Below are 13921 nucleotides of genomic sequence, written 5' to 3'. Positions count from 1 at the left end.
GGTCTTTTCCGGAAGCGGCGTCCCCTCTCCCGGCCTGCTCCGCAGGCCACCCTCCCCCGCAGAGGGGGGAGGGTTTTGGCGGTGCCGCCCGTCAGTGCGCGCTGCCCGTCGCCACGAACTTGAACAGGAACACCGCGGCGATCACCCACACCACCGGCTTCACCTCCCGGAACCGCCCGGTGAGCAGCTTGATCACCGCATAGGTGATGAAGCCGAAGGCGACGCCGTTGGCGATCGAGTAGGTGAAGGGCATCAGCAGCGCCGTCACGCAGGCCGGCAGCACTTCGGTCAGGTCGTCCCAGTCGAGATCGACCAATTCGTGCAGCATCAGGCAGGCGACGTAGAACAGGGCCGGGGCCGTGGCATAGGCCGGGACCGAGCCGGCGAGCGGCGCGAAGAACAGGCAGGCCAGGAACAAGACCGCCACGGTCGCGGCGGTGAGCCCGGTGCGGCCGCCCTCCTCGACGCCCGACGCGCTCTCCAGATACGCCGTGGTGCTCGACGTGCCGAGCAGCGAGCCGACGAAGATCGACGAGGAATCCGCCATCAGGGCCTTGTCGAGCCGCTCCATCTTGCCCTGCGTGAGCAGTCCCGCCCGGTTGGCGACGCCCATCAGCGTGCCGGTGGCGTCGAACAATTCGACGAGGAAGAACACCAGGATCACGTTGAGCAGGCCGCCCGACAGCGCGCCCTTGATGTCGAGGGCGAACAGCGTCGGGGCGATCGAGGGCGGCAGCGAGGCGACGCCCTGGAAGGTATTGTCGGCGACGATGAAGCTCAACGCCGTGACGGTGAGGATGCCGGCGAGCAGCGCGCCGCGGACCTTGCGCACGGAGAGCACCGCGACGATCAGGAAGCCCAGTACCGCCAGCACCGTGCTCGGCTTGTGCAGGTCGCCGAGCGTCACGAAGGTCGCCGGGCTCGCCGTCACCACCCCGGCGCTCTTGAGCGCGATGATCGCCAGGAAAAGCCCGATGCCGACCGTGATGGCGATCCGCATCGATCGCGGGATGCCCTCGACGATGATCCGGCGCAGCCCCGTCAGCGTGACGGCCATGAAGCACAGGCCGGAGATGAACACCGCGCCGAGCGCCGCCTGCCAGGTGTAGCCCATCTGGAGCACCACCACGTAGGCGAAATAGGCGTTGAGCCCCATGCCGGGCGCGAGCGCGATCGGATAGTTGGCGTAGAACGCCATCACCAGCGAGCCGATCGCCGCGACGAGGCAGGTCGCGACGAACACCGCCCCTTTGGGCATCCCGGCATCGCCCAGGATGTTGGGATTGACGAAGACGATGTAGGCCATCGTCAGGAAGGTGGTGAGCCCGGCGAGCAATTCCGTGCGTATGGTGGTGCCGTTTGCCGTGAGCGCGAAGGTGCGCTCCAGGAATCCATTCGGCCGGGTCAGGCCGTCGTCGCGTTTCAGGTCCATCGCTCCTCCTCGCCGCTCTGGGTCGTGGTGCCGATCTGTCGGAAGATCCGGTCGGGCGCGAACGGCGTCGCGGTCAGCCGCGCGCCGGTCGCGTCCCGGATGGCGTTGGCGAGCGCCGCCGCCACGGGGTTGAACGGGCTCTCGCTCATCGACTTGGCGCCGAGCGGCCCGACCGCGTCATGGGTGTCGGCGAAGATCACCTCGGTGCGCGGCACGTCGGCGAGGGCCGGGATGTGGTAGGTGCGGAAGGTCGGGGTCGCGACCCGGCCCGCGGCGTCGATCGCCAGATCCTCGTAGAGCGCCGCGCCCAAAGCCTGGGCGACGCCGCCCTCGATCTGGCCGCGGCACTGCACCGGGTTCATCACCCGGCCGGCATCGGCGGCGTGGACGCTTCGCAGAATCCGCACCTCGCCGGTCTCCGGCCGCACCGCGACCTGGAAGCCCTGGACGTTGAACGCCACCGAGCGCGGGCTGCCGTCGGCGTGCCCCACCGCCTCCGCGGGGCCGAGCTCGGCGAGCCTCACCCGGGCGTCTCCCGCGCTCACGCCGTCGCCGTCGAGCCGGCAGGCGGCGGGATCGACGCCGAGCCGGGCGGCGGCGCGCTCCCGCAGGAGAGCGGCGAGCGTTTCCGCGGCGCGCCACGTCGCCTGGCCGGCGACCACGATGCCGGTGCTGCCATAGGCGCCGGTATCGTGCGGGACCGCGTCGGTGTCGCCCTGGCGCAAGGAGATCCGGTCCGGGGTGGTGGCGAGGGCCTCCGCGGCGATCTGGCCGTGCACCGTCGAGGTGCCGTTGCCGAACTCCACCGTGCCGACGCGCAGGACGTAGCGGCCATCCTCGAGCGCGATCCGCGCCTCGGCGAAGTGGCCCCGCGGCGGGATGGTGTCGATCATCGACAGCGCCATGCCCGATCCCGTGCGCCAGCCCGCCGGGGCGGGGGGAGGGGGCTCGGCCAGGGACGCCGCGACCGCGTCGAGGCATTGATCGAGGCCGTAGCTGCCGTACTGGACGTCGTGCGGCTCCAGGCTCGTCGACACCATCGGGTCGCCGGGGCGGACGACGTTGCGCCGCCGCAGCTCGAACGGGTCGAGGTCGAGCGCGCGGGCGAGCTCGTCCATGGCGGATTCGACCGCGAAGATGGTCTGGCTCAACCCGTAGCCGCGAAAGGCCCCGGCCGGCAGGGTGTGGGTGTGGACGGCATAGCCCTCGACCCGCTTGTTGGCGCAGCGATAGACCGCGATCACCTCGTTGCAGCCGTGATGCAGCACGCCGCCGGCATGGTTGCCGTAGGCGCCGGTATTCGACAGCACCTGGAGGTCGATCGCCGTCAGGGTGCCGTCGGCCCGCGCCCCGAGGCGCACCCGCACCCGCATCGGGTGGCGGGTGGTGGTGGCGGTGAACTGCTCGGTGCGGGTCAGTTCCCAGCGCACCGGCCGGCCGGTGGCCAGCACGGCCAGCGCCACGAGGTCCTCGGTCAGCATCTCCTGCTTGCCGCCGAAGCCGCCGCCGACCCGGCCGCACTCGACCCGGATTTTCTCGCGCGGGAGATCGAACAGGGCGCAGAGGGCGTCGCGGGTGAGGAACGGCACCTGGGTGCTGGAGCGGAGGACGAGGCGCCCGTCCGGGTCGCGCCAGCCCATCGCCGCGTGGGTCTCCAGATGCGCGTGCTGGATCCGCTGCGAGCGGTAGGTGCCCTCGTGCACCACGTCGGCCGCCGCGAGACCGGCGGCCACGTCGCCGATCTCGCCATGCGCCTCGGCGGCGAGGTTGGGATGGGGATGGAGCGGCGGGGCGTCCTCGCCCGTCGGCCGCGCGCCGTGGACCAGGGGGGCATCGGGGTCGAGCGCCCGCTCGGGATCGAGGCAGGCCGGCAGCACCTCGTAGTCCACGATCAAGGCCCGGCAGCCGGCGGCAGCGGCGGCCTCCGTCTCGGCGAGCACCGCGGCGACGCGCTGGCCGACGAAGCGCAGGACCGGATCGAGCACCCGCGTGTCGCTGGCGTCGTCGCCCGGGTTCTGGTGCCGGGCGGTGGAAAAGAGCCGGTCCGGCGCGTCCGCATGGGTCAGCACCCGCACGACGCCCGGCACCGCCAGGGCCGCCGCGGTGTCGATGCGGACGATCCGCGCATGGGGATGGGGCGAGCGCAGCACCTTGAGATGGAGCGCGCCCGGCAGGTCGCGGTCGAGGGTGTAGCGGGCCCGCCCGCTCACCACGGCGGCGCTGGCCGGGGCCGGGGGGCTGTGCCGGCAGGGCGCCACCGGCGATCCGTCCATCCCCGCGGCCGCGTCGGCGATGCCCTCGATCGCATCCGCGATCGACCGGTAGCCGGTGCAGCGGCACAGGTTGCCCTTGAGCGCCGCCGACAGGTCGCGGCTCTGACCCTGGTCGAGGGCGGCCGCCGTCATCACCATGCCGGGCGTGCAGAACCCGCACTGGAACCCTTGCGCGGCGACGAAGGCCGCCTGGACCGGGTGGAGCGCGTCCGGCACGCCGTCCCCGGGCGCGCAGGGGCCCGCCAGGCCCTCGACCGTGGTGACCTGGCGCTCCGCCGCCCGGAAGGCCGGCACCAGGCAGGCATGCAGCGGTTCGCCGTCGAGATGGATCGTGCAGGCGCCGCAATCGCCCGCGTCGCAGCCCTTCTTGACCCCGAACCAGCCGAGTTCGCGCAGCAGGGTGCGCAGGGATTGGCCGGGCCGGGGCGCGACCTCGTGGCTCGTGCCGTTGACCGTCAGTCTCACGCGCGGCCTCCCACGAGCTCGGCCCGGGTCTCCTCGGCGAGGAGGCCGGTGACGTGGCGGCGCCAGTCGGGCGCGCCGTGGACGTCGTCGTACCAGAGCCCGTCGGGGATCGCGGCGGCAAGCGCCGCCTGCAATGTCTCGGCCGAGGGCGGGGCGGGCCGGTCGATCCGCACCGGGCGCCGGGTCGCGGCCGTCACCGTGAGGGCGAAGGCGCCGGCGGAATCCAGGGTGGCGATCACCAGGGCGCCCGAGCGGCCGTTGGGGCTGAGCGAGATCCGCCGGAAGGCGGTGCGGCGGCCGAGGGCGGCCGCCGGCAGGTCGATGCGGCGCAGGATCTCGCCGGGGCGGAGCGCCGTCGCCTGCGGCCCGAGCACCAGATCGCGGACGGGGAGGCGTCGCTCGCCGCCCTCCGGCGTCCAGATCAACCCCACGCCGTCGAGCGCGACCGTCAGCGCGATCATCGGCCCGGCCGGCAGCGCGAGGCACAGGTTGCCGCCGACGGTCGCGGCGTTCCAGACCTTGAACGAGCCGAGGAGCGCCCGGCAGCACTGGCCGACGAGGGGCGCCGCCCGGAAGGCCGGCGGCAGCGCGAGCCGGTCGAGGGCCGCGATGGGGCAGGTCGCGGCGATCCGCACGCCTGCATCATCCACCGCGAGCGGCTCCCAGCCGAGGGAGGGCAGGTCGATGAGCCGGGCGATCCCGTCCTGCGGCTCGGAGAAGAGCCAGGTCCCCCCGGCGAGCCAGGCGTCGCCCGGCCGCCACGCCGGCAGCGCGTCGCGGGCGCGGGGGGCCACCACCTCCGTGATGCTGTCGAGGTCCATGCGTCGTTCCCGCGATCCTCCGGGGCGCGGCCCCGGGCGGGGCCTGCCTCACCATAAGGCAAGATCCTGTCCAGCGCGGCTGCGACGTGGCGGCGGCCGCGGTCCGGGCCGCCCGGGCCCCGTTCCTGAGCCGGCGAACATCCTTTTACGAGGGCGCGTTAACTATTTGTCAGCAATCCGTTTGACTTTAATAGGTCATTAATACATTTTTCGCGCATACCGGACGATGAACAGGTCGGCGCCATGTCTACCCTTAGCAAGATTACTTTCGATCACGCGGTGCCGTCCGCAATCATGACGAAGGACATGGCGCCGCGCTCCCCGAGCGTCATCGACGCTCTCGCCGCCGCGTCGGAGGCGGTCGAACTGGTATCGGCCAGTTCGCACCAGCGGCAGGACGGGCCCGCCGCCCGGTCGGGCAAGTCCGGCGGCAAGTCCAGCGGCAAGTCCAGCCGCAAGTCGGCGGCTCCGAAGCCCGTCGATGCCGACGCGGTCATCAAGGCGTTCAACACCTGGGCGTTCAAGCGCGAGCAGCCCGGCAACGCCGAGCGTCTGGTGCCGATGGTCGAGGCGGCGGCCGAGGCCGGGCGTCCGATCGAGTTCGTGCTCTACTGGGGCAAGGGCCCGCGCGCCGAGATCGCCGCGCCGGACCTCGCCTGCCTCGACTATCTCGGCCAGCTCGCCGAGCGGGTGCGCCAGGTCTACGCTCCGGGCGCGGTCTTCCGGCTGATCTTCACCGACACCCACGCGACGCTGAACGGGCATCCGGCCGCGGCGATGAATGCCTATTTCGACGCCATCGATGCCGCCGCCCAGGCCCGCGGCTTCGCCAGCACCCGGCTCAGCGACGTCGTCGCCTTCGCCCGGGAGATCGGCGCCGCCGCCGCCGAGGAGGAGCCGTCCGGCGAGATCCTGGCGAGCCTGATCGCCTGCGCGGCCAAGTGGTACCGCGGCGAGGGCTCCACCGAGCAGGGTGCCCTCGACTACCACCGCATGAACATGGTCGAGAAGCGCGCCGTCGCGGCGGCCTTCCCGGAGGCGGTCTTCGTCACCTTCAACGGCAGCGAGTTCCGCGACCTGTTCCCGGCCACGATGCCGATCTTCTACATGTACTCCCTGCGCCGCGGCGTCGGGGTGAAGCCCTGGTTCATGGACGCCCAGCCGGTCGCCCAGACCTCCGCCTGATCCGGCGACGGCTTCGGAGAGCCCGACCATGCAGAGCGCCGCCCGCCCCCAGGCCGCCGATCGTCCCGATGTCGCCGATCGTCCCGCCGACAACGTCCCCCTCGGCATCGCGCTGATGATCGGGGCGACGGTGCTGCTGACCCTGTCGAACGCGTTCTCGAAGCACCTCGTCGCGCATTATCCCGTCGGCGAGGTGATGTTCCTGCGCTCCTCGATCGCCTTCGGGCTGGTCTGCGCCTTCATGCTGCCGGCGACCGGTCTGTCGGTGTTCCGCACCGCCAAGCCCGGTGCCCACGTCGCCCGCGGCCTGTCCCAGGCGATCTCGCAGACGCTGACGGTGCTGGCCCTCGGCCTGATGCCCCTCGCCGGAGTGACGGCGATCGGCTTCTCGGCCCCGCTCTTCGCCGCCGTGGTGGCGATCCTCTGGCACAAGGAGGCGTCGGACCCGGTGCGCTGGGCCGTCCTGGTGGTGGGCTTCCTCGGGGTGCTCGTGGTGACCAACCCGGGCGCCGACTCGCTCCAGGTCGGCGCCCTGTTCGCACTCGGCAATGCCGTGATGTACGGCACCGTCACGGTGGCGGTGCGGGGCATGGCCAAGACCGAGAGGCCCGGCACCCTGCTGATCTGGCAGATGGCCGTGATGACCGCGGCCCATGCGGCGCTGCTCGCCTTCGGCTTCCGCTGGCCGAGCCTGCCCGACGCCGCCCTGTTCGGGCTGCTCGGCGCCTCGAATGTCGGCGCGCAGTATCTCTGGACCCGGGCCCTGTCCGCGGCGCCGGCCACCGCGGTGTCGCCGTTCTACTACCTGATGCTGGTCTGGGGCATGGCCCTCGGCTACCTCGCCTTCGGCGAGGTCCCGAACCTGCACCTCGTCGTCGGTGGCGTGATCGTGGTGGCGGCCGGCGCGCTGCTCCTGTGGCACGAGACCTGGACGCGCCGCGGCCGCTCGCCCCTCGGGCTCCCCGGTCGGGCGGTGGGGCGGGCGATGCACCGGTGGGCGACAGCGCTGCGCCGTAAGCCCGCGACGCGCTGAAGGGCCTGCCCCGCCGGGGCCGTCAAAGGACGAAAAGCCGGAGATCCGCCGTGTCGGACCTCCGGCTTTTCGTGTGCCGTCCTCTCCCGCGCGCGACCGGGCTTTGCCGTTCGCGTCGTCGATCCCGGGTCGTGCCGCCCCGATGCGGGACGGATCAGGCCGCCCGCGTCGTCGCGCGCCGGTCCTCGGGGCGCCAGCGGCTGATCAGGGCCTGCGCCTCCTCGGCCGGAACCGGGCGGCTGAACAGGTAGCCCTGGACCTCGTCGCAGCCGAGCAGCGACAGGACGTGCTGCTGGTCGGCGGTCTCCACCCCCTCGGCGGTGGTGCGCATGCCGAGCGCCCGGGCGATGTCGATGACCGCCCGGATGATCGCGGCGTTCTGGGCCCCGGAGCCGAGCCCGGTGACGAAGCTGCGATCGACCTTGATGCGGTCGAACGGGAAGCTCCTCAGGTAGTTGAGCGAGGAATAGCCGGTGCCGAAATCGTCCATCGCGACGCGCAGGCCCAGCGCCTTGAGGTCGCGCAGGATGGCGAGCGTCGCCTCGCCGCTGTCGAGCAGCATCTGCTCGGTGATCTCGAGCTCGAGGCGGTGGGCCGGCAGTCCGGTGCGCTCCAGGACCCCGCGCACCATCCCGACGAGGTCCGGGCCGGCGAACTGCACCGGCGACAGGTTCACGGCGATCTTCAGGCGGTCGGGCCAGGTCGCGGCCTTGCGGCAGGCCTCGGCCAGGGACCACTCGCCGATGGCGTGGATGAGGCCGCATTCCTCCGCGATCGAGATGAAGGTCGTGGGCGGGACGTTGCCCCGCACCGGGTGGCGCCAGCGCGCCAGCGCCTCGAACCCGGCGATCTCGCCGGTCTTGAGGACGACGGAGGGCTGGTAGTACAGCTCCAGCTCGCCCCGCTCGATCGCCCGGCGCAGGTCGGTCTCGAGCTGGCGCCGGTCGTCCAGCCCCTCGCTCATCTGGCGGTCGTAGAACTGGAAGGTGCCGCGCTTGCCCGCCTTCACGGCGTAGAGCGCGAGATCGGCGGCGATCAGGATGTCGTCGGCATTCGCGCCGTCCTCGGGTCCGACCGCGATGCCGATGCTGACGCTCGAGCGGATCTGGTGGCTGCCGATCTCGAAGGGCGGCAGGACCACCTCGGCGATGCGCGCCGCGAGGGTCTCGAGATCGGCCCGGTCGCCGACATGCGGCACCAGCAGCGCGAACTCGTCGCCGCCCAGGCGCGCCAGGACCTGGCCGGGCGCGAGCGTGGCGGCGAGCCGTACGGCCACCGCCTGGAGCAGGTCGTCGCCGATCTTGTGGCCGAGGGTGTCGTTGACGATCTTGAAGCGGTCGAGGTCGAGGAACAGCACCGCGTACCGGGCGCTGCCGGGGGGGACCCCCTTGGCGGCCACCGCCTCGAGCGAGGCACGGAACACCCGGCGGTTCGGCAGGTCGGTGAGGGGGTCGAGCGAGGCCAGGCGCGCGACCCGGGCCTCGGCCTCGGAGCGCTTGGCCTCGATGCGCAGGAGCTTCTCCACCGCGATCCCGACGAGGAGGGTGATCAGCGCCGCCGCGATGGCGTCGATCCGCAGGGTCGCCTGGGCATCGCGGTAGATCTCGGCCTCCGGCACGCTGACGCTCACCCAGAGCGGCTGCTCGCGCACCTTGCGGATCGTCACCAGCCGCGGCTCCGCCCCGTCGGGCATCGCGAGGGTGAAGGTGCCGGAGCGGCCCGAGCGGATCTTCTGGTAGGTCTCGGTCCGAGAGAGGTCGGCGCCGACCCCGAAGCCGCCGCCGGCGCCGCCGCTCGAGCGCACCACCCCGTCGCTGCCGATCAGCGAGATCGAGGCCGGGCTGCCGAGGTCGATCTTGTCGTAGAACTGGGTCAGATGGCTCGGGTTGAGCGAGGCCACCACCACGCCGCCGAACTGGCCGTCCGGCCCGAGGAAGCGGCGGCTGAACTGCACCGAGACCCGGCCGCTCGCCCGTCCGATCACCGGCCGGCTGATGTAGAGGGCGTCGTCCGGGTTCTCGACCTGGGCGCGGAAATGGTCGCGGTCGCTGAGGTCGGTGGCCGGCGGCGGCTGCGGGCCGACATTGGTCGCCCGCATCACGCCGTCGCGCCCGATGATCGCCACCTGCACGATGATCTCGCTCAGGAGGTCGGTCGTGTTGACGATCGTACCGTAATCCTCCCGGCCGGCGCGGCTCTCGATGCTGCGCCGCATGTAGAGCAGCGCCTTGTCGATCTCGCCGATCGAGCGCAGCACGTTCTCCTCGAACACCATCGCGAAATTGTGGGTGGTGCGCTCGGAATCCTGCAACGCGCCGCGCAGGTCGTTCACGTGCTTGGCCGCGACGCCGAGCCAGAGCAGGAGCACCACGATCAGGCCGAGGATCACCGGCCCGCGGCGCTCCGCCAGGAACCTGGGAAATTGCTTGAGGTACACGGCCATCCCGGCTCGTCCAGCGGTGTCAGTCCGCCGATCATGCGCCGTGAAAGTTATCGGGATCTGAATCCGATCATCCTATTCCGACATTTTCGCGTGCTGGTCCAAAGGCATAGCTTGCGGCGACGAGGTTTTCGGGTCCGATCTGCTTGGTCTATCCGGTGCCGCTGCGCGGTATAGCTTCGTCCGTCATGGTTCAGACGGGCAGGATTGTTGCACCATGCAGGTCATGGCGTGCGTTCATCGACGCGGTCAAAGTCGAGAGCTGGAATTGCAACCATTGGTAGCGATTGTTTCAGTGCCTTCGTTCGCGTTGTAGATCGACGGGCGGGTGCATCGCGCGCCTTTCGTCTCGATGTCATGCCCTCTCGCCAGTCGATCGTGCGTCATGCGATGCATCGCCTGCGATCCTGCCCGTCCCGATCCGCGGCCAGGCGAGCATCATCCTGGAAACGATTTGGCGACCGATCCGGCCGGGCTATGAGCGTATTCACATGAATAGAAAAATGTCTGCCAGAGGCATCCAGGTGATCCAATGGTATCCGGTCCCTGGCGAAGGCTTTGAACATTGCCGCGCGCGTGGCCAACTCTCCGTGTGATTGCCGATCGTGCCGATAACGGCCGCGATCGGCCGGCAGGGTGTGCCACGTCAAGCGCGCCGGCGGCGCAGGCGGCGCCAGCCGAGGACCGTGCCGCTCGTCGCGATGACGAGGCCGAGTGCGGACAGGGCGACGATCAGTGCGAGGCGCAGGGGCGGGTTCCGGGCCAGCGGGCCGACATCGAGGGTATGGAGGGCATCGAACAGCCAGCGGTTGGCCCGGCCGCTGCGATCGGTCCGTCCCAGGATCGCCCCGGTGGCGGGATCGAGGTGGAACCAGGTGCCGGCCGGATCGTCGAAGGCGAGGCGCAGGACCGGCAGCGTGGGCGCGCCGTGGCGGTCGTACCAGTAGGCGTCCGGTGCCTCGAGCCGGATGACCGATCGCAGGCGCGCCCCCGGCAGCATCGCCCGGGCGGCGGCGACGATCGCCTCGGGGGGGAGCGCGGTGCCGCAGCACGGCGCCGTGCCCCCCGGGCCGGAGGCGAGGATGACGGGCCGCCCGCCGATCCAGGCGAAGTCGAGCGCGACGGTGCCGGCGGGGGCCCGCGCCAGGGCGTCGAGGCCGAGGGGGAAGATCGGTGCCGTCTGCCCGGCATAGGCCGCCCGCATGGCGGCATCGGCGCCACGCGGACCGAACCAGCCGCGCGGGTTCATCGACAGCCAGCCGCTGAGGAGGAAGGTGACGACGACGAGCCCTCCCGCCACCCCGGCGAGGTGGTGCCAGGCGGCCCAGCCGCGATAGGGCGTCAGCCGGTCGTGCATCAGCCGGACGAAGCCGAGGACGTAGCCGCTCACGGCTCCGGCGAGCGCGATGCCGGAGACCCACAGGACCACGTCCTGCCACAGGCCCGCCCGCGCGCGGAGCGGCGTCAGGTAGATCCAGTGGGTGACGGCGCCGGGCCAGTTCCACACCCGCTCGGTGCGGGTGGTGTCGAGGGCGAGTTCGCCCGTCGCCGCAGACAGGTAGAGCTCGGTCCCGGCCGGATCGCCGAGCGCCACCACGCGGAACGGCCGCAAGGGATCGTAGCGCGCCGTCACCGTCCACTGGTCGCGGGTCACCGTGCCGCGATCGGTGACGGCGCGGGCCGCCGGATGGGTGGCGGCGAGCGCCGTCGCGCTCTCGGCGGTCAGCCGGGGCACGGGATCGCCGGTCGCCGCCGACAGGGCCCGCCGGCGCCCGTCGGTATCGGTGATCCAGTAGGCCGGTTCCCCGCCCCGCATCGCGAGCGTCAGCCGGGTGGGGAAGTGCGCGAGGCCCGCCCGCTCCACCGCCGCCTGCGGGGTGATCCGCACCCCGGCGGGGGCGAGCGGCGGCAGGGCACCGAGCCGCTCGCCCTCGGTGAGGGTCGGGAAGCCGACGCACAGCATCACCAGGCCGGATCCGAACCAGAGGAGGATCAGGAGGCCGGTGGCGATGCCGAGCCAGCGATGGCCGAGATGCAGCCAGCGCTTCAGCCGCTTGACCGCCGCCTTCGTCGCCGGCCCCGACATCGCGATCCGCATCAGAACACGACGTGGTAGGCGAGCTCGACCGAGCGCGGCCGGCCGAGCAGCCAGGAATTGGGATTGCCCGAGACCGCGTAGATCTGGTCGGTGAGGTTGTAGCCGCGCAGCGACAGGCGCGAGGTCGGGGTCACCTGCCAGTCGAGCGTCGCGTTCACCAGCGTGTAGGATGGCCGCTTGGCCGTGTTGGCGAAGTCGCTGAACACCGGCCCGACATCGTTGACGCCGACCCGCGCCACCCAGCCCGGCGCGAAGGCGTAGGCGAGCCAGACGTTGGTGACGCGCTGGGGCACGTCGACCGGGACCTTGCCGGCGAACGACACCAGGCCCGCATCGGTGTTCTGCGAGAAGGTGTCGTAGCGGGCCTTCAGCAGCGCGGTGTTGGCCTCGATGCGCCAGGCGTCCGAGATCTGGTAGGCGAAGGCGACCTCGACGCCGCGGGAGGACTGGCTGCCGACCTGCGCCACCTCGGTCGGCCGGCCGGGGATCGGCGAGAGCAGGTTGTCCTTGGCGATGTGGTAGGCCGCCACCGTCCACTCGCCGCGGCCATCGTCGAACAGGCCCTTCGCGCCGGCCTCGACCTGCTCGCCGGTGGCGAGCCGGAACTGCGATTGCGGCACGCTGGTGGTGATCAGGCTGCCGAGCGGGTCGGCGGCGGTGGCGTATTGCGCGTAGAGCGCGAAATCCGGAACCGGGGTGTAGACGGCGCCGACCCGGAAACTCGTCGAGTCGAAGGTCTTTTCGAACGCGGCCCCTGCGAGCGGCCGGTTCACCGCCACCGTCGGTGCGTCGTAGCGCACCCCCGTCACCAGGGCGAGCTGGGGCGAGAATTCGAGCCGGTTCTCGGCGAAGACCGAGGCCTGGCGGGTGCGCGACACGATGTCGGTGCGGGTGCCCGCTACGTTGATGAAGGAGCCGGGGACCGGGTTGAACGGGTCGACCGCGCTCTCGCCGCCGAACGGCGCATTGCTGTCGCGCCGGAACGCGATGTGGTTGACGTCGAAGCCGACGACGGTGCTGGTCTTGAAGCCGAACAGGCTGCCACGGAACGTCGCGTCGAGCCGGTTCCCGATCTGCTCCTCGTGGTGGAAGATCTCGATGTAGTCGCTGCGGCCGATCAGGCCGGTCGCCGGCTGGTAGGTGTATTGCTCGACGTCGCGCCAGTGCCGCTCGGTCGAGAGCCGGTAGGCGGTGTTGCGCACCGTGATGTCGGCGGTGGGGTTCCACTCGGTGCGCAGCTGCGTCCAGTTGTCGAACCAGGCGATCTGCGAATCCCGGATGTTGTAGTTGGTGAAACGCAGCCGGTCGGGCACCCGGTTGCCGACGAGCGGCGAGCCCCAGTAGCGGGTCGGCTCGTTGTAGCCGAGATCGTGCGAGAGGCTGACGGTCAGGTCGGGCGTCACCCGCCAGGTCATCGCCGCCGAGAGGGCGAGGTTGCGGAAATCGCCGTCGGGCTTGACCCAGCCGTCGGCCCGGTTGCCGCTGAGGTTGATCCGGTAGGCCAGGTCCTCGCCGACCGGGCCGCCGCTGTCGAGGGCGAGCCGCCCCACGCCGTCCGAGCCGATTGCCGCCCGCGCCTCGCCGATCGCGGTGAAGACCGGCTTCTTCGGCACCACGTTGATGATGCCGCCGATCGCGCCCTCGCCGTAGAGCACCGAGGCGGGCCCGCGCAAAACCTCGATCCGCTCCGCCGACCAGGTGTCGAACGGGAAGGTCACGGTGCCGACCCCGACATAGAGCCGGGTGCCGTCGTAGAGCTGCTGCACCGAGCTCGGCCCGACGAAGCCGCGGCTGGCGAAGGACAGGTTGCCGTTGCCGGGCCCGGCGACGCTGGTGATGCCGACGGCGTTCTGGGTCACCGCCTCCTCGACGGTGTTCTGGCCCCGGGCCCGGATCGTCTCGCCGCCGATGACGTCGAGGCTCGCCGGGGTCTCGAGCGGGGTGAGGCCGAGGCGGCTGCCGGAACGCGCCGGCGTCGCGAGGTTGAGGCCGGGAGCCGCCACCTCGCGGCTCCGGCGGCCGGCGACGTCGATGGTATCGAGCGGGAGATCGTCGGCCCGTGCGGGGATTGCGCCCAGCAGCGGAGCGGCGAGGGCGGCGACGGGGACGAGGTGGGAGACGCGACGGGGGGACATGCGGAGTTCCGGGGCAGGCGTGCGCCTCGTCCCTATCCG

The 13921-nt window shown here is 71.6% G+C and carries 8 protein-coding genes; 2 read left to right on the top strand and 6 right to left on the bottom strand.

Going from position 1 to position 13921, the window contains the following annotated elements:
* Positions 1 to 91: 91 nt before the first annotated feature.
* Genes QR78_RS09210 through QR78_RS09200 form a run of 3 tightly spaced genes read right to left on the bottom strand, consistent with a single transcriptional unit; the run spans position 92 to position 4991 of the window.
* Positions 92 to 1432 (bottom strand): NCS2 family permease, encoded by a 1341-nt coding sequence (locus QR78_RS09210; RefSeq protein ID WP_048427210.1) that lies wholly within the window; start codon positions 1430 to 1432, stop codon positions 92 to 94.
* On the bottom strand, positions 1423 to 4170 hold the full coding sequence (locus QR78_RS09205; RefSeq protein WP_048427209.1) for a molybdopterin-dependent oxidoreductase: 2748 nt from the start codon (positions 4168 to 4170) through the stop codon (positions 1423 to 1425). Before QR78_RS09205 ends, QR78_RS09210 begins: the two co-directional genes overlap by 10 nt.
* Complete coding sequence (locus tag QR78_RS09200; protein WP_048427208.1) at positions 4167 to 4991, bottom strand: FAD binding domain-containing protein; 825 nt, start codon at positions 4989 to 4991, stop codon at positions 4167 to 4169. The genes QR78_RS09205 and QR78_RS09200 overlap by 4 nt, the downstream gene beginning before the upstream one ends.
* Positions 4992 to 5285: 294 nt before the next feature.
* Here QR78_RS09200 and QR78_RS09195 point away from each other — a divergent pair, with 294 nt between their 5' ends.
* Entirely contained in the window at positions 5286 to 6176 is an 891-nt protein-coding gene (locus tag QR78_RS09195; RefSeq protein WP_048427207.1) for a hypothetical protein, read from the top strand.
* A gap of 28 nt (positions 6177 to 6204) precedes the next feature.
* Positions 6205 to 7209, top strand: coding sequence for a DMT family transporter (locus QR78_RS09190; RefSeq protein WP_053220848.1), 1005 nt, complete (start codon positions 6205 to 6207; stop codon positions 7207 to 7209).
* Positions 7210 to 7363: 154 nt separating this feature from the next.
* Here the strand turns inward: QR78_RS09190 and QR78_RS09185 are convergent, their stop codons facing one another.
* The 3 genes from QR78_RS09185 to QR78_RS09175 all read right to left on the bottom strand — a co-directional run bounded on the left by QR78_RS09185 (position 7364) and on the right by QR78_RS09175 (position 13882).
* Positions 7364 to 9652, bottom strand: coding sequence for a putative bifunctional diguanylate cyclase/phosphodiesterase (locus QR78_RS09185; RefSeq protein ID WP_048427206.1), 2289 nt, complete (start codon positions 9650 to 9652; stop codon positions 7364 to 7366).
* A 643-nt stretch (positions 9653 to 10295) separates the two neighbouring features.
* The gene (locus QR78_RS09180) at positions 10296 to 11747 is read right to left on the bottom strand and encodes a PepSY domain-containing protein (protein WP_244276300.1); all 1452 of its coding nucleotides are present in this window, start codon (positions 11745 to 11747) and stop codon (positions 10296 to 10298) included.
* Positions 11747 to 13882, bottom strand: a complete 2136-nt coding sequence (locus QR78_RS09175; RefSeq protein WP_048427205.1) for a TonB-dependent receptor — start codon at positions 13880 to 13882, stop codon at positions 11747 to 11749. The genes QR78_RS09180 and QR78_RS09175 overlap by 1 nt, the downstream gene beginning before the upstream one ends.
* Between the last annotated feature and the right edge of the window lie 39 nt (positions 13883 to 13921).

The sequence above is a fragment of the Methylobacterium indicum genome, from assembly GCF_001043895.1.
Lineage (GTDB): Bacteria > Pseudomonadota > Alphaproteobacteria > Rhizobiales > Beijerinckiaceae > Methylobacterium > Methylobacterium indicum.
Note: the sequence above shows the minus strand (reverse complement) of the source record. Positions and strands in the feature narration are given on the sequence as shown.